The sequence below is a fragment of the Phaeobacter sp. NW0010-22 genome (assembly GCF_040365955.1).
In the GTDB taxonomy this organism is placed as follows: domain Bacteria; phylum Pseudomonadota; class Alphaproteobacteria; order Rhodobacterales; family Rhodobacteraceae; genus OMPR01.
Window position 1 is genome coordinate 508,874 of record NZ_BAABWT010000001.1, and the last position, 22,179, is coordinate 531,052.

Sequence of the window (22,179 nt, forward strand, 5' to 3'; positions counted from 1 at the left end):
ATTATGTTCTTCGCATTTGTGATGGGTGTCCGGATAAAGGGAAAGAGCATATGGCGTCGTTGCGGCGGGATGCCGCAAAACATGAGAATTGCGCCTCGTTATTCCGCTGATTGTATCGAGATGAAAAAAAACTTTGGGGAAGTGCGACGGAACCAGTGATGTATCCCGTTTGAACTGTATGATCGGCGGCAAGGGGCCGCTGAACAACACAGGAAGACCCGACATGAAACATGCAGGCATTATCGCAGGGATCGTATTGGCAGCCTCGAGCATCGTTGCCACAGGTGCGTTGGCCAAGGGGCCGGGTCATGGACCACAGGTCACGTTTCAGGAATTGGACGCCGACAACAACGGTGAAATCACCAAAGAAGAAATGCAGGCACACCGAAAGGCGCGATTTGCAAAGGCAGATGCCGATGGCGATGGTAAACTAAGCTTGGAAGAGATGCAGGCAAATGCAGAAGAGCGGGCCAAGGCACGCGCTGGTAAGATGATGGAACGTCATGATGCCAACAAAGACGGGTTTCTGAGCGAAGATGAAATGCCCAAGCCACGCAAGGCGGGAAAATTCTTTGATCGTATGGATGCCGATGACAACGGCTCCATCTCGGAAGAAGAATTTGCAGAAGCCAAAGCCCGTATGCAGAAGCATGGGAAATGGGGTAAGGGCAAAGGGTCAAAAAACAAGAATTGATCAGGTGTGGATGATCTTGCCTCAATTTCGCAAAGTACTCATGGCGGGACACCTGCCATGAGTACACCCAGCGATGATGCGCTGTTGGTGTTGTTTGCCAATGGAGATCCAGAGGCTGCGCGCATGCTGACGGATCGGCTGGGTCCGCGCACTTTTAATGTTGCGATGCGCGTGCTGGGCAATCGCGCCGAAGCCGAAGACGTGGCACAAGACGCGATGATGCGGCTTTGGCGCATGGCCCCCAAGTGGGAGCAAGGGCAGGCCAAGGTTTCGACCTGGCTTTATCGTGTGACGTTAAACTTGTGTTTGGACCTGAAGCGTCGGCGGCGAACCGTCGATTTGGATGCGGTGGCCGAACCAGAAGATCCCGCGTGCAGTGTTCCAGAACGGCTGCAGAATGCCGCGCGTTTTGATGCGTTGCAGGCGGCCCTGATGGAATTGCCTGAACGGCAACGCCAAGCGGTGGTTTTGCGCCACATTGAAGAGCTTTCAAACCCCGAGATTTCGGGGATCATGGACATCAGCGTTGAGGCGGTCGAAAGTCTGACCGCCCGAGGCAAGCGAACGTTGGCCAAGGCTTTGGCCGGGCGGCGTGCAGAATTGGGGTATAGCGATGGCTGACGAAGATCTGGATCTACTTTTTTCCCAAGCGCGGGACACGCGCAATGCGATGCCGTCTGACCTGGTGACCCGAATGTTGCAGGATGCAGATGCTGTACAGGCTGAGATAAGCGCCCCATCTATACCCGAGCAAGCGCGCCCCCACAGAGGGCTGTGGGCACAGGTGCAGCAGGCTTTGGGCGGATGGGCGGGACTGAGCGGATTGGCGACTGCCTGTGCTGCTGGCGTTTGGATTGGGTTGGCGCCCCCGGATTTCTTACCGGATCCGGTCGAATTGGTGCTGCAACAACAAATGGAAGCGGATCTGTTCCAAGAAACTGGGTTGGGCATATTCCTGACCGAGGAGGGGTAAATGAGCGAACCTAAACAGAAATCGCGGCTTTGGTTGCGGATCCTTCTGGGAGTTTCCTTAAGCCTGAACCTACTGGTTGTGGGATTGGCGGTTGGGGCCGTGATGCGATTGGGCGGGCCAGACGGGATGCGTCCGCCACCATCTAGTCTGGGCTCTGCCTTGTTCCGAGCCATGCCGCGTGAACATCGATCCGAAATGCACCAGAAGTTTCGCGATCGTCGCAGCGACAAAGGCAAGGCTAAGATCAAGGACGCACAGGCGGTTGCCGCGCTTTTGCGGGCGGTGCCATTTGATGCAGCAGCGTTGACTGAGGCGCTTAAAAAGCAAAAGCAGGACCGAGATGCGTTCTTTGAGACGTTGCAGGTTTCATGGTTGGAACGGATCAACCTTATGAGCGATGCCGAGCGTTCAGAGTATGCGGATCGTCTGGAAAATATGGCAAAGCACAAACGCAAGTGGTCGGACCGAAAGCGTGAGGGTAACTAATCCGCTAAGTCACGCAGCGGACGCGATCATCGACACTTGGTTGCGTCCCGCTCCTTTGGCCTCGTAAAGCGCGCGATCTGCCTGTTCGATCAGGTCAGGCACATCATTTGACCGTATTTTTTTGCTGCGAGTTTCACTGCGCCGAAGAACAAGCCCGATACTGGTCGTAACTTGAATTGGTTCTGGCAATCCACGGATTTCAAAGGGTTCCCCATTAATACGACGGCAGAGGCGATCCGCTATTTGCAGGGCTTCTATCCGTGTGGTGTTGGGCAGGACAATCATGAATTCTTCGCCACCAATCCTGGCAATTAGGTCCGTCGGGCGCAATTGCGTGCGTAGGCGATTGGCCGTTTCGACCAGCACTTTGTCTCCGACGGGGTGACCATAGGCATCGTTGATGCCTTTGAAGTGATCCAAATCAGCGAGCATGACTGCAAAGCTTTCGCCGGTTTCAGCTGCGTTGCGTGCAATGCGGTGTAGTTCGGGCAAAGCAAAGCGGCGATTGTGTAATCCGGTCATCGGATCAGTCAAAGCCGCAAGAAGACCATCGCGTACCGTATCTCGGTAACTCTCGGAACGGGCGCGTCGACGCAATTGTGTTTCGAGCCGAAGCACAAGTTCATCGGCACAAAAGCCCGCAGGCATGACATCGTCGGCGCCGCGATCTAGTGCATCGGCTGAGAGGTAAGCATTCGCAGGGTTGGGTATGGCAATGACAGCAGCGTGGCGAGTGCTGCTGCGCGCGCGCAGATCAGCCAGGAGGCGCAACCCGGTTTCACTGTCGCACAGTTCGACGATGATGGCGTCCGGGATGCGATCACTCAGCAAACTTTGGATGTCGTCGATTTTGTGCAGATCCAGCTGATGACGGGTATTGCCTTTGAGACGGGCGCGCCAGATGGCTCCAGTGCCGGGACTCTGCGTGACCACGGCGATGTTGGCGGCCGGTAAGAGGGTTGGAAAGCCAGCTGCGGGTTCAGCCATGCCTACAGGCTGTGCCCCGCTTTGAATACGAAGCTCTTCAGCGGTTGTGTGGGCACGGATCAGGCTGCGGATGCGGGCAAGGAGGATCACATCGTCATAAGGCTGACTAAGCACATCTTCGATCCCGGCACCAAGGGCGCGGAAATTGGCGTTGCGATCGTTCTCGGCAGTCACCGCGATTATGGGAATGCCTGCGAGCTCTTCATCCAACTGCAAGGCGGCACGCACGTCGAGCGCATCCCCATCGGGCAAAGACATCGCCGTCAAAATAAGGTCGGGTCTGACGCGGCGCACAAGGGGCACCAGCCCCTCGAGCCGGTCACCTTGAGCCACGCGATACCAAGCAGCCGAGAGCTGTACCTTGAGCATGATCCGATTGGTGGAGACACCATCGAGTACTAATATTGTTCCCTGCACGGCGTTAGCCTTTCGACTATTGCTTTCATTTATTGTTAAATTGTTTATGAGACAGGTTAACAAACCCTTTCCGCGCCAGAGACACGGGAACATTTATGCAACTTTCCGCCGATGCATCCGAAACCCTGGCGCTGAAAGCGTTGGCTTGGTTGGTCACCAATGATGAGCTTTTACCCGTGTTTCTTGGGGCTACGGGGGCTTCGGAAGCCGACATAAGGGCGCGCGTGAGTGACCCAGAGTTCCTTGGGTCTGTGCTGGACTTTCTTATGATGGACGATGCCTGGGTGATCGCATTTTGTGATGCTAGCGAGACAAAATATGACTTGCCGATGCAGGCACGTGCTGTTTTGGTCGGCGCTGCTGACACGCATTGGACCTAATACGTTAACCTCTCAATCACCGGAGTACCCCCGCAATGGCTATCTCTGCATTGCTGTTTGACAAAGACGGCACGCTTTTTGATTTCGCTGCAACTTGGGAAAGTTTTGCCCGCGCGTTTCTCTTGCGGGTTTGCGACAATGACGAAATCCGCGCGACGGCTGTTGGCCTGACCATTGGGTTCGACATGCAAAGCAATAGCTTTTCCCCTGACAGCATTGTAATCGCTGGCACGCCTTCGGAAATTGCGGCGACCCTATTGCCGCATTTCGCGGACACCACTCAGGACGCGCTTGTTGTGTTGTTGAACGAAGAAGCCGCAACTGCGCCTCAGGCAGAGGCCGTGCCGTTGGCTTCGTTCCTCGACAATCTCCGAGAGAAGGGGTTCAAGCTTGGGGTGGCAACAAATGATGCCGAAGCACCGGCAATGGCGCATCTGATCAAGGCTGGTGTTTCTGAGCGGTTTGATTTCATCGCAGGGTTTGACAGTGGGCATGGCGCCAAACCTGGACCGGGCCAATTGCTTGCTTTTGCCAAACACATCGGTATGGAGCCAACGCAAATTGCGATGGTGGGGGACAGCACCCATGATCTGATCGCTGGCCGTGCTGCGGGCATGACCACGATTGGTGTTCTGACAGGCATGGCGCAGGCCGAAGATCTTGCCCCGCACGCAGATGTTGTTCTGCCTGATATTGGGCATATCCCTGCTTGGCTGGTGGCATAAACGTCAATCGCGTCTTGAATTCGCCGGTCTAAGAGTGGAACGCGACATTTTCTGTCGCGTTCGGAGCGGAGGCCGGTGGTAGCCTTGGTGCCTTCTTGTTCGTAAGTGAACCGGGAGAATGCCATGACAGATAATACAGCACGCCGACGCCGCGGTGGTGGACGCGCCGGAGCAGCAGCGCGCCGGGGCGGAGATGTGATTGAGCAGATGCCTTGGCGGTTGCCAGTCAACATAGATCGACCAACCGAACCTTTGGGTCCCGAAGGGGTCGAAGCAATCCACGAGGGGGCGATGCGGATCCTCGAAGAGGTAGGCGTTGCGTTTCTGAACACCGAGGCGTTGGGTATCTTGCGCGAGGCCGGGTGTAAGATCGACGGTGACATCGTTCGCTTTGATCGCCATTGGATCATGGAAATGGTGGGGAAGGCCCCCAGCACCTTTACCATCACACCGCGCAATACGGATCGCGAGTTGACTGTTGGCGGCAATACGATGCTTTTCGGCAATGTGTCTTCGCCTCCGAATTATTGGGACATGTCCATCGGGAAAAAAGTGCCCGGAACGCGCGAGATGTGTGCCAACCTTTTGAAGCTTACGCAGTATTTCAACTGTATCCACTTTGCGGGCGGGTACCCGGTTGAACCCGTGGATATTCACGCCTCGGTCCGTCATCTGGACGTGCTATACGACAAGCTGACGATCACCGACAAAGCGATGCATGCCTATTCCTTGGGAAAAGAGCGTGTTGAAGATGTCATGGAAATGGTGCGGATCGCGGGTGGGTTGACCGAAGAGGAATTCCAAGCCAAGCCGCGCATGTACACCAACATCAATTCGACTTCTCCACTGAAGCATGATCACCCGATGATTGATGGCTGCCTACGGTTGGCGCGCCGGGGACAAGCGATTGTTGTTACGCCCTTTACGCTGGCGGGGGCGATGGCACCTGTGACCATGGCGGGAGCTGTCGCGCAATCCTTGGCTGAAGCGCTGTGCGCTATTGCGTTGTTTCAATATGTGAAACCCGGCATTCCCTGTGTCATTGGCACGTTTACGTCGAATGTCGACATGAAATCAGGTGCGCCTGCTTTTGGAACTCCGGAATACATGCGTGCCACACAAATGACCGGTCAGATGGCCCGGTTCTATGGCCTGCCAATGCGCAGTTCTGGTGTGTGCGCGGCAAACGTTCCGGACGGGCAAGCCATGTGGGAGACGTCAAATTCGCTCTGGGCGTCGGTGCAGTCGGGCACCAACATGGTGTATCACGCTGCGGGTTGGTTAGAAGGCGGTTTGATCGCGAGCCCTGAAAAATTCATTATGGATTGCGAAGTTCTGCAACAGATCCAGCGCTATATGGAACCCGAAATCACGGCAACGGGCCCTGATGAAATCGCTTTGGATGCGATCAAGTCCGTGGGCAACGAAGGGCACTTCTTTGGCATCAAGCACACACAGGATCGGTACACATCTGCATTTTACCAACCCTTTTTGAGTGATTGGAAAAACTACGAAGGCTGGGAAGTTGCCGGTGCCATTTGGACCCCTGAGCGCGCCCACCACATGTTCAAGGAAATCGTAGCCAATTTCGAAGAGCCGCCGATGGATATTGCGATCCGCGACGAACTGGCTGATTTTGTCGCGCGGCGCAAATCCGAAGGGGGCGCGCCTACCGACTTCTGAAGGCTCTTTTTCAAGAATCGTCCCCCTCCAACCAAAGTGCGCGTTTTGATTGGAGGGGGACGTTTCATGCCGGGACAGATTTATGGCCTGCCGGCTCGCTGTGACATTTGGCCAAATCTACGCATCTGGCGTGTGCCGATGCAGGTTGTTACCCTTGTGTTAAGGGTACAGCAGTAGGGGCCTGTCTTATGTCTGACCGAACCGAGATCGCCGTTGCGTGGAATCGAGTGGCCTTGTTCTGGATCGGTGGGCTGAGTGCGGTTGCGATTTGGGCGTTGGGCGAAAACTGGGATAATCCGCTGATTTCGCCTGCCGTTTTCCTAGCCTTGTTCTCCTTTGTCGCCATTCATGCGTCGGTTTCCTTGGCATTGGCGGGGCCAATTGGACCGATGCGTGCGATCCTCTGCGCCTTGATCCTGTCAGTCCCGGTAACGGGCTTGATAAGTCTGGCTGCGTTGCGGTTCACCCACGCTACTGAATTGCTTGATGAACCTATCATGCTAAGCGTGACAACGATGTTGGTCTTCTTGGCAACTCCCTTTTTGTCGGTGTGGATGCAAGACAGACAGAATGTGATGAAATACAGCGCCTTGTTCGAAACGGCGTGGCTCATCACGATCCGATACGGCGTTGCGCTCTGTTTTGTTGGCGTGTTCTGGTTGGTTGTCTTTCTATCAGACACTTTGCTCGAATTGGTTCAGATCTCGATCGTTGATACCCTTTTGCGAACGGATTGGGTGCGGTTTTTCCTAAGCGGGGCAGCCTTTGGTTTAGGCTTGGCTGTTGTCTATGAATTGCGCACCACAATGTCCCCATTTGTGGTGCTGCGATTGCTGCGTCTGCTTGTGCCAATTGTTTTGACGGTGGTCGGGGTCTTTTTGATTGCGATTCCGATCCGTGGGCTAACCCACTTGTTTGGGGACTTTTCGGCAGCAGCCACGTTGATGGTTACAGTGCTTGTTTCGATCACGTTGATTTCGGCAGCATTGGATAGAGACCGGGAATTTGAGGTCACGCATCGGGGGCTGCGACTCGCGACGCGTGGGCTTGCGATGGTGTTGCCCATATTGGCAGGTCTCGCAGAATGGGCGGTATGGCTGCGTGTGACGACCTATGGCTGGACCCCGGATCGCGTGCTTGCGGCGATGGTGGCGTTGTTCGTTTTGACCTATGGGCTAGGATATTGCGCTATTGCGGTATTCGGACATAACTGGATGCGGCGGATACGCGCGTTGAATGTGGTGTTGGTGGTTGGCGTGATGGCTGCCTTGGTGATCTGGATGACGCCCTTACTGGACCCCTACCGCATCGCAACGCACAGTCAGGTCAATCGATTTGCTCAGGGACACAGCACCGCCACCCAGTTACCGTTGTGGTCCATGGCACATGAATGGGGCCGAGCCGGGCAGGCCGGGTTAGAAGATTTGTCTGCCATCGCCCAAGAGCGCGAGGCCGAAGACCTCATTACACGCATAGCCGAGGCGCAAACTGCGACGAGCCCCTTCATTTTTGAACGCTCGGTTGTCGATCTTGGCCGTCCGGATACATTGGAAGAGATTTTGTCGGTGATGCCAACACAACCATTGGGCATCGGTTTGCCGGTCGATTTGATCTCCAAAGTTCCTGGGTATCAGTTGGAGCAATGGGCACGAGGGTGTCGGGAACACTTAGGTGACGGGTCACCGGGATGTGTGTTCGTGCAGGATGTATTTATGCCCGGAGTTCCGGCGCAGGATCAGGGAATGGTGCTTTATCTTGCTTCAGGGGATTTGGTTCGGGGCAATCACGTAATGGCCCGGGGCGAGCAAAGCGCGGTCGTGCGCGATCTTTTTGACCCAATGGATGACAATTGGCCCGAACTCACTCGTGCGACGTTAGAGGCGATATTGGCGGGACATTTCATCGTTGCGCCAAGTGGAAAACAAGCGCTTATCGTAGGCGGAAAGGTCCTGGCACCAGCAAACTAAGTACAATTGAAAAGACTCAACTTGGTGTGTTGGCTGTTTTTTAAGAATTCGAGGGCGAAGGTGACCCTGAACAAATTGGGGACCGTGTATGCATGGTTTAATCAACAAAGCGATTCAATCGTTTGTCTGCAATACATATGGTCTAAGCCGGTGGGTTCAGATCACCGAAGCAGCTCAGCTGGGTTTTGTCGAATTCGAAGCGATGTTGGTTTATGATGATGACACCTCGCTGCGGGTGCTGGCTGAACTGTGTAATGAAATGGATCGTCCCCAAAATGAAGTTCTAGAGGATGTTGGCACCTATCTGGTGTCGAACCCCGCGACCGAAGCACTGCGTCGATTGTTGAGGTTCGGCGGTGTGACCTATGTTGAGTTTCTGCATTCGCTTGATGATCTGCCGGACCGGGCGCGCTTGGCGGTTTCAGATTTGTCGCTTCCCCCACTGGAACTGAGAGAGCACACGCAGGGGCAGTTCACTTTGACCTGCCATCCCGGTCTGCCTGGGTACGCAAATGTGATGATGGGGGTTCTGCGCGCCATGGCGGACGATTATGGAGCCTTGGTGTTCCTCGATCATGATGGGAACCACGGCGAGTCTGAGGTGATATCGATTACTTTGGTTGAAACTGCATTTTCTGAAGGGCGCAGTTTTGATTTGGGGGCAAGAGCCAGATGATTGGAATGGACGATTTGGCCAACCTTTTGGAACGGTTGTGCCCCATGTATGTGCTGCTGGACCCGACCGGGCATATCAGTGAAGTTGGTCCAACCTTACAAAAATTGCGCCCAGAACAAGCCATGTCGGGGCAGCGATTTTTAGAGTTGTTTGAATTGCTGCGTCCGCGCACTGTTACAACAATGCCGGCTTTGCTTGCAACATCGGGGGCCAAGTTGCACTTGCGTCTGCGTGATGACCCTCAGACCGCATTGAAAGGGGTTATTGTGCCGTTGCCGGATGGGCAGGGGGCTGTCGTGAACCTGTCGTTTGGGATTTCAATCTTGGATGCGGTACGGGACTATGCCCTAACAAGCGCAGATTTCTCGGGAACGGACCTGGCAATCGAATTGCTTTATCTGGTGGAGGCAAAATCGGCTGCGATGGAGGCTTCGAGAACTTTGAACCTGCGGTTGCAGGGAGCAATGATTGCCGCTGAGGAACAGGCCTTTACCGACACGCTGACCGGCCTCAAAAATCGCAGGGCTATGGATCATATTCTTGATCGATACAAAGCGGGGAACACCCCATTTTCGATGATGCATCTTGATCTCGATTATTTCAAAACCGTAAATGATACATTGGGCCATGCTGCTGGGGACTTTGTGTTGCAGCAAGTCGCGCGAGTAATTGTTGAGGAAACGCGAGGGGATGATACGGTTGCACGCGTGGGGGGGGACGAGTTTGTTTTGCTTTTTGCAAACCTTCTTAACAAAGAACGCTTGGATGGAATTGCAAAGCGTCTGATCGAACGATTAGAAGAACCCATGCCGTTTAACGGTGACATATGCCGGATTTCGGCAAGTGCGGGTACGGTCTTGTCGACACAGTTTTCAAAACCGGACGGCGCCGAAATGCTGCATGCCGCTGATCTGGCGCTCTACGCTGCAAAACGCGCGGGGCGCGCCTGTCACTTTTTCTATACCGAGGACATGGCTCATAATGCTGTCCAGCCAACTGCGTTGCCGCGCACAGAGCGACCCAAAACTGGATCATAAATATCTCTGGTCAAAGCGGGCAGGGCTGGATCGCATTTCCAATCTGCCATCGGGCCGAGGGTTCTAAAATGATCACCCTGCTAGCGAGGCACAACGCGGCTTGAAAAGTAAGATGCGGCCGCCTTTTGGGTGCTGGGGGTGGCGAATTTCTGCATCAATTTTCCCTTGGTAAATAAGACACTTGCAGCGGATTAACACCGCAGACTAAGATCAACCGAATTGAGAATTGGGGTCGGGCGTTTCGCAAGGGAGATTGCGGCCCGTAAATTACCGATCGATGTTGACATGCGTCTATTGATTTCAGTTTTGGTGATCGTGTTGATTGCGCTGGTGGGCGCAGCAGCCAATTTACTGTTGCAAGCCTGTGGTGTGACCTTCCCGTTTACGGGCAACCGACTTGGGAAATGTGAACAACCCTTGGCCGCATCTGTCGTCCTTGCGCAATCTCAAGCGGATCAGGATGCAATAGCGTTGACGCAGAGAATACAAAGCCTGGAGCAGCGGTTGGCGCGGTTACAGTGCAAAGCAGACCCACCACCGCCCCCTCCGCCTCCACCCCCGCCGAAACCCAAGACCCCCAGCGGGCTGAAACCAGATGCTTTTGATGAGGCGGATATTTCGGTCATGGAAGGGTGCTGGGAGCTGTCTTCTGATTACGCGGTACGGGAAATTAATACCGGGCAAATCACGCGGTTCAAATACTGGCGCATTTGCTTTGACAAAAACGGGCGGGGCACTGAGCAGATGCGATCAACCAATGGGGTACGTTGTAATGGGCGGTTAACGGGTCGCATGCCCGGAAACGGTGTTTTGACCATGCGAGAGCCCGGCAATTTGAAATGTGACAACGACTCTTCGATATTCCGCCGAGATATCACTTGCAGAATTGACAGTCGCGGTCGCGCAAACTGCGATACCTATCAACCAGAAACCAACGGCCGCAGCTCTGCTACGTTGCGGCGGGCGAGGAGGTAAGGCCATGGCTGATCAGTTCCTATCCAAAATTCGCGTGAAGTCACAGGATTTTGTCGAAGCCAATGGACAAGCCGTTTTGCAACGCCATGAGGAACTGCGTGCCTTGCTGGCGAAGCGGGTTGGGCCAGAGGGGGCAGCACTATTTGCGGAACCTTTGATCAACCGCGGCAATGACGCGGCTTTGGGCAGTGTGTCTTGGTATTGCGATACGGTGGGGGATGCCCTTCCGTTCTCTCAATTGAGCCCTGCGAGGCAAGAACAGATTGAAAGTTATCTCAGGGATCATCTGCGTCCTTTGCAATCCATGGCAGAAGATCCCGCAACCGCTGATTTGATTTGGGGCGCACTCAGTTCTTACGGAACCGATGATATTGTCGTGGTTGGGGACCGTCCGTTCATAGTCAATTGGGGTTTGTTACCAGACGGAAACGGCGCCAATGTGTCGGCACGTCCTCGGCATTTTGAAGATACGCTGGGTCGCTTTCTGCAGGCGCCGGTGCGGGCACGGCCTGTGGCTGAGGTTCCACCTGTTGTGCCAGCGGCATTCGTATCAAGCCCAGTTCCTGAAGCCCCTGCCGCACGTGCGCTGAGCCCGGTTGCTTGGGTGCCTCTGGTCGTGTTGTTATTGCTGGCAGGTGGAGTCCTGTTTTGGTTACTCCAACCGGGTACACGCTTATTCCCGCCTAAATCACCGGTGGTAACGGCGCAGGCAACCTTAGAGGCGCAAGAGGCTACGAACGTAAGTCTCAGAAAACGATTGGGAACGCTTCAGGATGCGCTGGCGGGGGCAGTTTGCCGCAAAGATGGCGTTCTGATTTTGCCAGATGGCCTGACGCCTGAAGGGTTGACACCGCCCAAGCAAGGCACAGGGTTTCCGGAAACGGCACGAGTGTCACCCGATGCGGTGCTGCCAAATGTGCCCGAACGGGTTTTGGTCCCTGATGGGCAATCTGGCGAAAACACACAGACCTTATTGCAGCACATCGAAGCAAGTACCGTGCTTATTCTGTCTCGCGGACAAAAGCGAAGTTCTATTGGATCGGGCTTTGTGGTTGGGCCGGGTTTGATCGTGACCAACCAGCACGTCATCGCAAATGCAGCCGAAGGCGGCGTTCGGGTGGTGCATAAGAAAGGCGGGGATCCTTTGACTGCGCAGGTCCTCAAGGTGCAAGGCCCCTTGGCAGAAACGGGGGGTGATTTTGCACTGTTGCGTGTCGAGGGAGCGGATTTGCCAGCCCTTACTCTGTTTCGGTCAGCTGGAACTCAAAAGCTGCAACACGTCATTGCCGCTGGGTTTCCCGCAGATGTGCTTGAATTGGACGCGGATTTCGCAGCCCTGAAAACAGGGCAGGCGACGTCCATTCCGGACCTGACGGTGACAGACGGTATTATCAACACGGAACAGCAGCTTGGGCCGACGACGCGTGTCTTGATGCATTCTGCACCTCTGAGCGCGGGCAATTCTGGGGGGCCATTGGTGGATATGTGTGGTCGCGTGGTTGGCGTAAACAGCTTTGTTCGCAAGGGGCCACTGCAAAACCGAAGCTTTGCTCTGTCTATCGAGACGTTGATTACCTTTCTCGAAGGGACCCCAGCGGATCCGATTGTGACGGATGTCGCGTGCGAAGCGCTTGCCTCGACGTCTCCGTTTGTCGCACGGGCAAAGGACTAGAATAGTGTTTGGGGATCATCTCATAACCACCTCAACCGAAGGGTTGCAGCCGCTAGGGTCTGCGGCACAGCGGTCTTATGAGCTGGTGTCTGGGACCCTACGCGATAGGTTAAGCCCGGCTCATGCGGTGTTGCTGGCAGAACCTGTTGCGGCTGAACACGGTGACCAGATCGACTGGCATGCTCCGATCTCTGGCCATATTGTTCGCTTGTTGGATTTAACCGCTTCAGAGCAGAAACTGGTGCGTCTTGAATTGGCGCAGCGCATCAGTGAGATTTTGGATGAATCCAAGGTCTTACGCGCAAACCCTGATCCGAGTATGCAGCGGTTAGGCGAAGCTTTGACCAATGTTGTCGAGGTGCCGTCTGAGGCGATGATCTATGTTGTGAAGACTGCAACAGGACTGCATCCGGTTCTGGTTCATTGGGCCTGGGTTCAAGATGAACAAACGCGGGTGCGTGGTGTTCTGACAAGTATGATCGCGCGGCCGACCCCGATTGAGCCAGCCGCGCCACCAAGGTCGGTTTGGGCAAACCCAATTTGGCGATGGGTGGTGCTTTTGGGGTGGTTTTTGTTGGCTGCAGTGTTGGGACTCATTTTATGGTTGATGGTTTATCCCTGTGGGTTGTCCCCTTGGGGGCCAGAATATTGCAAAAAAGAGGAACAGGCGCTCGCGGCCTTGTATTCGGAACAATACGTGATTGCGGATCGCATTTTGCAGGTCGAACGCGAAATCGCATTGGCAGACCGCCGTTGCATTGCTGTGATCCCCGTTGCGCCTGCAAAAGAGATTAAACCGAAACCTGAAAAGAAGGGCGCGCTGCCAATAGACTTAAATGGCGTATCAAGACGCTTTGCAGGTCTGGCAAGTGCACTCTACACTCCTTTGAACCGAACAAGATCAGGGAATTAAAGAACCGTCATGCAAAGCTCTGAACATTTGGCTCGGTTGGTTGATTGGCGGGATGAAATCACGCTGGTTCCATATTCGGGGATCCAAATCCTCGATTTTGGATTTCAGCTTGATGCCGTGGAATTGAAAAGTGCGCGTTTTATTGAACGTGTTGTTGGTGGGGATGACACCCAAGAAGAATGGGCGTTGGTTCCCTTAACCGGGGACGAAGATCAAGACGCAGCAATTGAGGCGGGTGCCCGCGCTGATGACGACCCGTATTCCATACGTTCCGTTGCAGCGTTAGAGCCCTTTTTGTCAAAATGGGTTCCGGTGCCTGTTCTGCGCATTAAAACGGATCGCGGCGCTGGTGGCGAAGAACGGTTTGACCCGGGCCCTTCGACGTGGTCGCGGATGCGCGTTGTCGAGTTGGATGAACCCGACGCTGAAACAGGGCACACGCACCGGGTTCAACTTGCCATCGACACGTCCTTGATCGAAGCGGATCAATCATTTCAATACTTGTCGCCCGAACGTGTGGACGCAGAAAAATCCCGTGAGTTCAGGTTTGTGTCTGATCCAGTGCGCATGGACTGGTTCTTGCGCCGTTTGGAGAAGGATCCAGACGGGGGCATGCTGGATCTTCAGAAATGGGTGTCTGATTGGCTGGATGATCTGTTTATGGCGTATAAACGGGCAGAACGACCGGGACGGCGCATCACCAAAGAAACGCTGAACCACAAATTCGAACACTGGGCGCGCTACTTGGGCTTCTTGAGGTTGATCGATCACGCGATCCAAGTGCCACGCCTGCGTTTGGCCAATACCGTGAGCGCACGTGAAGGGGTGACACCGGTTGATGTTGAGTTGGTTTTGGACGTTGGCAATTCACGTACCTGCGGGATCTTGATCGAACGGTTCCCCGGCGAGACGCGTCTAGATCTTGCGCGCTCCTTTCCGTTGGAGGTGCGTGATCTTTCACAACCAGAGCTACAGTATTCAGGGCTATTTGACAGCCGGGTCGAGTTTTCCGAATTTCGATTGGGGGATGAACGGTTCGCTAGCCGGTCAGGGCGCCGCAACGCCTTTGTATGGCCAAGCTTTGTTCGCATGGGGCCGGAGGCCTTGCGATTGGTTGCCGGCGAAGAGGGGACAGAGACCGCCTCGGGACTAAGCAGCCCGAAGCGATATCTTTGGGACGATACGCCGCTTCAGCAGGATTGGCGGTTTCACCATCATTCAGATCCGAACAACTTGCCCAAATCTTTGCGGGCTGGCATGCGGTTTTTGAACGAGAATGGCGATGTGCTCGAACAAATCGAAGCGGACGAGCGCGCGCGATTGCGCCCAAGAGGCAAATCAGTCAAGACGCCCGCGATACGGCCGAGGTTTGCACGGGCCTCCTTGTTTGGGTTTATGCTGGCGGAAATCATTTCGCATGCGTTGATACAGGTGAATGCGCCCGCCTCGCGTGCACGGCGCCCGCAGTCAGAACTGCCACGCCGGTTGGACCGCATCATTTTGACTCTCCCGACAGCGACAACCGCGCAGGAGCAGGCAATCATTCGATCCAAAGCCAAGGGCGCATTGGCTTTGGTCTGGTCTTTGATGGGGATGAAAGACGGGGAAAGCGTTATATCGCGCCCGCCAGAGCTGATCGTGGACTGGGATGAAGCCAGCTGCACACAACTGGTTTATCTTTATTCAGAGTTGACACAGAAATTTGATGGGCGCATTGACCGGTTTTTGTCCCTCAAAGGCACCCCCCGCCTTCAAGCCTTGGGTCAAGAACCGACGCCATCCTTGCGTCTGGCGTGCATAGACATCGGGGGTGGGACAACCGACCTGATGGTGACGACCTATTGGGGCGAAGCGGGGCGCGCCCTGGTCCCGCATCAAAATTTCCGCGAAGGATTCAGGGTCGCGGGGGATGAACTGCTGCAACGGGTCATCGCTGCCGTTGTTCTACCCGGACTGCAATCTGCAATCGAAGCAGGTGGGGGACAGTTTGTTGGCGAAAAGATCCGCGAACTGTTCACGGGTGATATTGGAGGGTTGGATCAGCAGAGCATTCAAAAGCGGCGCCAATTTGCGTTGCGTGTACTCATGCCTGTGGCGGTTGCCATTTTGGAAAGCTGCGAAACCGCAGATGAGTTTGAGCCTTTGACATTGGCGGTGTCCGATGTGCTGTCTCTTGGGACCGATGACACTGCACAACCTGTCCCGCAGGCGTTGACGGCTTATATCGAAGAGGCGGCGCATGCGCTGGGCGCAGATGGGTTTCATCTGGGGCAAGTATATCTGACCTACAGCCGGGAAGATGTTGATGCGATTGCGCGTGAAGTGTTTCAAAAGGCGCTGGGCAACTTATCCGAAGTTATCGCGCATCTCGGGGTGGATGTGGTGTTGTTGACGGGGCGGCCTTCTCGTCTGCCTGCTGTGCGCGCCATTTTGCAGGAGCTGATGGCTGTCCCTCCGCATCGCTTGATTTCGATGCACAGTTACAAGACTGGGCGCTGGTATCCTTTTAGGGACCCGGTCACTCAGCGTATTGGGGACCCGAAGTCGACCGTGGCTGTTGGCGGTATGCTAATTGCGCTAAGTGAAAGCCGGATCCCGAACTTCAAGGTAATGACACAAGCTTTTCGAATGCAGTCGACGGCGCGGTTTATCGGTGAAATGGACAGCTCCGGTCAGATCATGGCGGACCGTGTTTTGTTTTCCAATGTGGATCTGGACGATCGAAAACCACCATCGGATATGGAATCCACCATATCAATGTATACGCCAGTTTATTTGGGGGCACGACAGTTGCCGCTAGAGCGCTGGACTACAACGCCGCTTTATAGGCTTGATTTTGCATCGCAATCCGCACAATCTCGTGCCCCGCTTAGAGTTACGTTCGAGCGTACGGATTTTGACGACGATGTTGATGTGGAAACGTCGGAAACCGTCCTGCGCCGCGAAGCGATGCGCGAGGCGTTTACAGTGACTGAGGTGGAAGATGCCGAGGGCGATGGCATGAAGCGATCCGAAGTGCAGTTGCGGTTGCATACGCTTGGATTTGAAGATGACTATTGGATTGATACCGGCCTGTTCCGGCTCTAGAGGGTGATGATGAGCGTAGACGCACAGACGAAACTGGCCGCCTCATGTAGTGATATTGCAGAGCTGTCGGGACAGGCGCTGGCCTGGATCGAAGATGGTGAAAATAGTGCACTGATCGGGGCTGAAACGCGGTCTTTGGTTCAGGTGATGCGTAAATCGCAACGCCGGGCACGACGTTTGGCGCGCGCGGCAACGACGCGGATGTCGGTCAGTGTGTTTGGGCCAAGCCAAGCAGGTAAATCGTTTCTTGTGTCTGTACTTGCCCGCCCAGAAACGGGACCCTTGGTTGTCGATTTTGACGGACCAAACGGGCAGCTTGACTATATTCGAGAAATCAATCCCGAGGGTGAAGGCGAAAGCACGGGATTGGTGACACGCTTTACCATGGAAAGGCAGCCATCGCCTGATGGCTATCCGATACGGCTGACCTTGCTGAGCGAATCCGATCTGGTGCGTACGTTGGTGAACTCGTTTTTCATGGATGGCGACCGTTCAGAACAGGTGCCGTCACCTACGGACCTTGCTGCGCATCTGGACCAATTCAAGGCGCGTAGCGGAGCAACACAGCCGGGTATCGATGCCGACGAGATCCATGAAGTTGGCGACTACATCGAAAACCTCTTTGGACGAGAAGCCTATGCCGCAGCCCTCAAACCGCTTTGGGATGAGGCTGCGGAATGTGTTCCTGGCCTGTCGCTTGCGGATCGCGCCGCGTTTTTTTCGGTTCTTTGGGGCGGGCATACGCCGTTTTCAGATCTCTATCTCAAATTGGGTGGGGCATTGGCTCAATTGGGTCATTCTGAAACTGTCCATGTTGGGTTGGATGCGCTGATCCCGCGTGAAACGTCGATTATTGATGTCAAAACGCTGAGCGGCGTAGGGGATGCCGCGCCGCTGCCTGTTTTGACAGAGGCGGGTGCGCGGGTTCTATTGCCCCGTTCTGTTGTGTGCGGATTGGCGGCAGAATTGGTGTTACCAATGCAGGATTTGCCCTCAGCGTTGTTCACCGAAACGGATCTGTTGGATTTTCCGGGCGCGCGCAATCGCTTTGAGCAGGATCTGTCCAAGGCGTTCGCCAACGCTGACTCAATTCTTCCAGAACTGTTGTTGCGCGGTAAGGTCGCCTATCTTTTTGATCGCTATGTGCAAAATCAAGAAATCACGTCCATGTTGCTGTGCATTCCTGACAGCAACATGGAAACGGTCGATTTACCGGGACTGGTGCAGACTTGGATTGCATCAACACACGGATCGACACCAGAGCAGCGCGCGGGTGTGGACCCGGTCCTCTTTATGGTGCTGACAAAATTTGACAAACATCTGAGTGACAGCGCTGCAGAGGGCGGGGACGAGACCCGGTTTGAACGACGTATGCAGGCATCACTGTTGGAAAAGTTCGGCAAGGGAAACGACCCTTGGGTGCGGGATTGGCAACTTGGGCAGCCGTTTAGCAATTGCTTTTGGTTGCGCAATCCCAATTTCTACGTCGATGGCTTGTTGGAATATGGGCCAAACAAAGTTGAAACAGGCATTCGTCCGGACAAAGTTGCCCGGATAGATGAATTGCGCAGGGGGTGCTTGCAAGCACCTTCGGTTCAAACTCATTTCGCAGACCCACAAGCCGCATGGGAGGCCGCGCTTTCGTTGAACGATGGGGGCGTTGGGTATCTCTTGCAAAACCTAAAGGCGGTGTGTCGACCTGATCGCAAGCTTGAACAAATTAAGGCGCAACTTGAACAATTGCGGGCAGGTTTGCAGCAGGCAATTTCCCCGTTTCATGTGTCCGATGATGTTGAGGTCCGCATTTCTGAGAAGCAAGAAGCAGCAGGTCGGGTCATTGATGATCTAGAACAGGTTTTTTCGCGGCATCGGTTCGGGGCTTTGATGGCTGCTTTGATGGTGGATCAGGAAGAAATCGAAGGGCGGATCAGTCGTGTGCCAAGCACTGTGCGGATCACCAACGCAGTGCAAGCTGCGACTGAAACGACGCCACGATCCACAGGTTTGCAACGACCGGGACGTAGTACGCGGCCGGAATCGAATTCCGTGCCTACAGCGTCCGAGATCCGAACAATGAGTCTGGCAGAGTTTCAAGCCGAAACAGCGTTGTCGATCTGGATCGACAGAATCAAGAGCTTCCGTGAGGATAGCGCGCGGCGCGGTGCTTACGGCTTAGGGGATGTGGCTGCGCAGGATCTGATTAGTGAGTTGATACATGCCGCGCGCCGCACAAAATTGAGCCAGCGTACAGCGGTCCAATTGGAGGGAGTGAATTTTGGCCTGACGGTAGAAAAGCAGGCGCAACCTGCCTCTATCTTAGGGGCGGAAGCCATCAATACCTTTGTGTCGACCTTGGGGATGCTCGAAGTCCCTGAAAGCCAACGCCCCAAGATAGAACTGGCTGATGGGGGGCATCGCCTGATTTTTGCGACTGCTGAAACGTCAGATAATGCTGATGACCTTCCTGCTCAACCTAGCCCTGTTGGCGAGCGGGTGTGGACTGATTGGGTCTTTGGGTTGGATGCATTGTTTGTTGCCAACGCGAAAGAGGGGCTTGGTGGGCAAGTGAACGTAGATCAAAATCTGCGTTTGGGTCGCATTTTGACCGCGCTGAATGGGTCATCTTAGGCATGAGTTTGGAATTGCACGCGGATCCACAGCATCGGGCGGGTGGCTATGGGTTTCTGGAATTGCCAGAACGCAGCTTGCCGGAGACTGTGAAAATCGCAGTGCAGGATGCCTATTCAGAACGCTGGTTGAACCCATCGCCTGAGCAACGTGTCACAGTTGGAGAGGCAAATTGGCAACCGGAGCGTCATGCATTCGGACCTTATCAGGTGCTGCGTCACGACGGTGCGGATTGGGTTCGGATTGGCCCCGAAATCATCAATAAGATCGAAGAGTACACAGCGGTGCGGTTTGAGGTGAATGGCCAGACACATAATGTGGTTTGGCCAGATACGCTCTCACCTTTGGCTGGGGCGGCAGCTTTGGGGGGCTTGCAGGTCACGCCGCAAGTTGTGCCGGTGCAAGAACCAGAGCTGAAATCGCCACCACCCCAAGAGCATTTGGAGATCCCAGTAACGAAGTCTGTTTCACCGCCAAAAGAGCGATCGTCGAAACGTTGGATTTGGATTTTGATCCTGTTGGTTGTGCTGGGTGCGGCAGCTTTGGCTTGGAAACTATTTGGGGGGGAAGCGACCCCGAAAGCCGCGTCGCTGGACAGGTCTGACACTGCTTGTAACTTTGAGACATTGTCGGCGCTTCCCGATTTCGATGCACGCAATGCGAGCATGCGGGAGTGTGGCAAGGACATCTCCCCTGATGTAGTATTACGTATCATAGAAGACGCGTCGAAAGCGGGAAATGCGGATGCTTTGTTGCTGTTTGGAACGCTCTATGATGAGGATGAGCTTGACCCGCGGATAGAGGTTTTGATCGGGCTCACGTTTGCTGATGATCCTGCGCGCGCGGTTTACTATTATGCGCAGGCACAGGCTGCTGGATCGAAAGAAGCAGGCACGCGTCTTGAGGGAGCTTGCAAGCGGCTAACAGGGTCGACCCAGACCTTGGAAAAAGGGGCATTTGATGATTTCTGCGGTTAGTAAATTCGTTTGTCTTTTGGGGGTGGGGCTAGCGCTGGCCTTACCGGTCGCTGCTCAGTCGACTGAGCGCCCTTTATTGATTGAGGGACGGCAAACGGTTTATCAGCGCGTTCTGACACGCCCCGGGGCTCTGATGTATGAGGCTCCAGATGGCGCAATTGAACGACAGTACCCAGCCTTTCAACCGCTGTATGTCTATGGTGTCAAAGGATCTTGGCAACATGTTGGCCCGTCCCTATCCCAAGGTCCACAGGGATGGGTCAAGGCTGATCAAGTCGTTCCATGGAAGCAGAATATCGTAGCCAGTTTCACCAACTCTGCAGGTCGTGAGAGACAGGTATTGATGCAAAGCGAGGCCAAGCTTAAGGCCTTGTTGAACCATGAATCCCTACGTGAGGTACAAGAACAGATCCTTGCCGAAGTCGCAAAGGGAGCGGTGCCAGAAGATCGTGGCGTAGTCGCTGCAGAACCAGAAGAATATGTGAATATTGTCGAGCGGCTGTATTTGATGCCAATTCTCGATTTTGTTCAGGATCTACATCCATCAAATTATCAGGAAAATCTGTTGATGCAGGTGGCCTCGGTTCCCTTGCAGGAAAGTGGCGTTCAAGCTGGCGCGATTGCAGATAATTTCGATGCAGGGATTGTGTTTGTTTTTGACACAACTCAATCCATGGATCCCTATATTGAGCGGACACAGGCTGCCGTTGAACGGATCGTTGATGGCTTGCAAGACACCGAAATAGGAAAACGTGTTCAATTTGGGGTGGTTGCATTTCGTGACAATACTGATGCTGCACCGGGTTTAGGGTACCGCACAAAAACGTTGTTGCCTTTGCAACGGCGCAGGGACCAAGGGCAAGTTGTTGCAACCATTCGCGCAGCAACGGATGTAGCTGGGGTGAACTCTCCCGGGTTTAACGAGGACAGTTTGGCTGGGGTTGAAGATGCGGTTGAACTGACCGATTGGACACCCGAAGGGAACGATCCTTTTGATGCGCGTATCGTTATCCTAATCACGGATGCAGGGCCCAAAGATCCGCGGGACGCCAATGCAAGGTCCGATATAGGTCCGTCCGAGCTTCAACGTGCGGCTCAGGACAAAGGCGTGGCGATCATGACTTTGCACTTGCAAACTGCAGCGGGCGGCGAGGCGCAGCACCAATGGGCCAAGACCCAATACCAAGCCTTGTCGCGTTTCAACGACGAAACCTATTACTATGGGATTGAGAACGGCGCGCCTGAAGCCTTTGAAGCGACTGTTACACGTTTGGTGACGGCTTTGACGGATATCATCCGCGTGGCGCGTAGCGAGAGGCCTGTTCTGGATCCTAAAGAAGCTGGCAAAGTAGTGAACTTGGGATTGGCGATGCAGTTGGCCTATTTGGGGCGCCTTAACGACACGCAAGCCCCTGATGTAATCGAGGGGTGGGTGTCAGAGAAAGCGATCGAAGACCCATCGCGCCTTGCGATAGAGCCACGTTTGTTGGTGTCCAAAAATGAAATGGCGACGATGGCGGACCTGCTGTCTGAACTTTTGGATTTAGGTGAACAGAGCCGAAATGCAGAAGATGCTCAGACGTTTTTTGCCCAGGTTCAGGGTGTTGTCGCGCGTATGGCTAAAAACCCGGATCGGCTGTTGAACCCTGAAACCGATACATTGGGCGGCGCGCTCGAGTTTTTGGAAGATTTGCCTTATGAGAGCCAGCTGATGCTAACGACACAGCAACGGTGGCAGCAAAGTGCGATGATCCGGCGTTCTATCCTTGATGGGATGCGTCAGAAATTGGTGCAATACCGGAAATGGTTGCATGATCCGACGGTCTGGACTGCCTTGTTTGACGGGGCAACGGACGGGGAATACGTGTTTGCCATGCCATTTGACGTCTTGCCGTGATGTGA

Annotated in this window: 18 protein-coding genes; 17 read left to right on the forward strand and 1 reads right to left on the reverse strand. The window is 54.5% G+C overall.

What is annotated here, in order from left to right:
- Positions 1-223: 223 nt before the first annotated feature.
- The 4 genes from ABWV33_RS02265 to ABWV33_RS02280 are packed head-to-tail and all read left to right on the forward strand — an operon-like array spanning position 224 to position 2,153.
- Positions 224-694, forward strand: coding sequence for an EF-hand domain-containing protein (locus ABWV33_RS02265; RefSeq protein WP_353328963.1), 471 nt, complete (start codon positions 224-226; stop codon positions 692-694).
- 57 nt (positions 695-751) lie between these two features.
- Positions 752-1,315: an RNA polymerase sigma factor gene (locus tag ABWV33_RS02270; RefSeq protein WP_251134539.1), complete on the forward strand. Its 564-nt coding sequence runs from the start codon at positions 752-754 to the stop codon at positions 1,313-1,315.
- Positions 1,308-1,667, forward strand: coding sequence for a hypothetical protein (locus tag ABWV33_RS02275; RefSeq protein ID WP_353328964.1), 360 nt, complete (start codon positions 1,308-1,310; stop codon positions 1,665-1,667). Before ABWV33_RS02270 ends, ABWV33_RS02275 begins: the two co-directional genes overlap by 8 nt.
- Complete coding sequence (locus tag ABWV33_RS02280) at positions 1,668-2,153, forward strand: periplasmic heavy metal sensor (protein WP_164620911.1); 486 nt, start codon at positions 1,668-1,670, stop codon at positions 2,151-2,153.
- Positions 2,154-2,162: 9 nt separating this feature from the next.
- Here the strand turns inward: ABWV33_RS02280 and ABWV33_RS02285 are convergent, their stop codons facing one another.
- Complete coding sequence (locus ABWV33_RS02285; protein WP_121999052.1) at positions 2,163-3,557, reverse strand: diguanylate cyclase; 1,395 nt, start codon at positions 3,555-3,557, stop codon at positions 2,163-2,165.
- Positions 3,558-3,652: 95 nt separating this feature from the next.
- Between ABWV33_RS02285 and ABWV33_RS02290 the strand changes: the two genes are divergently transcribed.
- The 13 genes from ABWV33_RS02290 to ABWV33_RS02350 all read left to right on the forward strand — a co-directional run bounded on the left by ABWV33_RS02290 (position 3,653) and on the right by ABWV33_RS02350 (position 22,174).
- Positions 3,653-3,937 carry a DUF3572 domain-containing protein gene (locus ABWV33_RS02290; protein ID WP_113824945.1) on the forward strand — a complete coding sequence of 95 codons (285 nt, stop codon included), beginning with the start codon at positions 3,653-3,655 and terminating at the stop codon, positions 3,935-3,937.
- Positions 3,938-3,972: 35 nt separating this feature from the next.
- On the forward strand, positions 3,973-4,662 hold the full coding sequence (locus tag ABWV33_RS02295; RefSeq protein ID WP_353328965.1) for an HAD family hydrolase: 690 nt from the start codon (positions 3,973-3,975) through the stop codon (positions 4,660-4,662).
- 123 nt (positions 4,663-4,785) lie between these two features.
- Positions 4,786-6,345 (forward strand): trimethylamine methyltransferase family protein, encoded by a 1,560-nt coding sequence (locus ABWV33_RS02300; RefSeq protein ID WP_113824947.1) that lies wholly within the window; start codon positions 4,786-4,788, stop codon positions 6,343-6,345.
- Positions 6,346-6,533: 188 nt separating this feature from the next.
- On the forward strand, positions 6,534-8,312 hold the full coding sequence (locus ABWV33_RS02305) for a DUF4153 domain-containing protein (protein WP_353328966.1): 1,779 nt from the start codon (positions 6,534-6,536) through the stop codon (positions 8,310-8,312).
- 88 nt (positions 8,313-8,400) lie between these two features.
- Positions 8,401-8,988 (forward strand): heme NO-binding domain-containing protein, encoded by a 588-nt coding sequence (locus ABWV33_RS02310; protein WP_113824949.1) that lies wholly within the window; start codon positions 8,401-8,403, stop codon positions 8,986-8,988.
- Positions 8,985-10,025 carry a diguanylate cyclase domain-containing protein gene (locus ABWV33_RS02315; protein WP_353328967.1) on the forward strand — a complete coding sequence of 347 codons (1,041 nt, stop codon included), beginning with the start codon at positions 8,985-8,987 and terminating at the stop codon, positions 10,023-10,025. The genes ABWV33_RS02310 and ABWV33_RS02315 overlap by 4 nt, the downstream gene beginning before the upstream one ends.
- 285 nt (positions 10,026-10,310) lie before the next feature.
- Complete coding sequence (locus ABWV33_RS02320; protein ID WP_353328968.1) at positions 10,311-11,000, forward strand: hypothetical protein; 690 nt, start codon at positions 10,311-10,313, stop codon at positions 10,998-11,000.
- Positions 11,001-11,004: 4 nt separating this feature from the next.
- Complete coding sequence (locus ABWV33_RS02325; RefSeq protein WP_353328969.1) at positions 11,005-12,672, forward strand: trypsin-like peptidase domain-containing protein; 1,668 nt, start codon at positions 11,005-11,007, stop codon at positions 12,670-12,672.
- Between the two features lie 4 nt (positions 12,673-12,676).
- Positions 12,677-13,585: a hypothetical protein gene (locus ABWV33_RS02330; RefSeq protein WP_353328970.1), complete on the forward strand. Its 909-nt coding sequence runs from the start codon at positions 12,677-12,679 to the stop codon at positions 13,583-13,585.
- 9 nt (positions 13,586-13,594) lie between these two features.
- A complete protein-coding gene (locus ABWV33_RS02335; protein WP_353328971.1) occupies positions 13,595-16,672 on the forward strand; it encodes a virulence factor SrfB in 3,078 nt (1,025 codons plus the stop codon).
- A gap of 9 nt (positions 16,673-16,681) precedes the next feature.
- Positions 16,682-19,300, forward strand: a complete 2,619-nt coding sequence (locus ABWV33_RS02340) for a virulence factor SrfC family protein (RefSeq protein WP_353328972.1) — start codon at positions 16,682-16,684, stop codon at positions 19,298-19,300.
- A 2-nt stretch (positions 19,301-19,302) separates the two neighbouring features.
- On the forward strand, positions 19,303-20,277 hold the full coding sequence (locus ABWV33_RS02345; RefSeq protein WP_353328973.1) for a hypothetical protein: 975 nt from the start codon (positions 19,303-19,305) through the stop codon (positions 20,275-20,277).
- Positions 20,261-22,174: a vWA domain-containing protein gene (locus tag ABWV33_RS02350; RefSeq protein WP_353328974.1), complete on the forward strand. Its 1,914-nt coding sequence runs from the start codon at positions 20,261-20,263 to the stop codon at positions 22,172-22,174. Before ABWV33_RS02345 ends, ABWV33_RS02350 begins: the two co-directional genes overlap by 17 nt.
- The last annotated feature ends 5 nt before the right edge of the window (positions 22,175-22,179 follow it).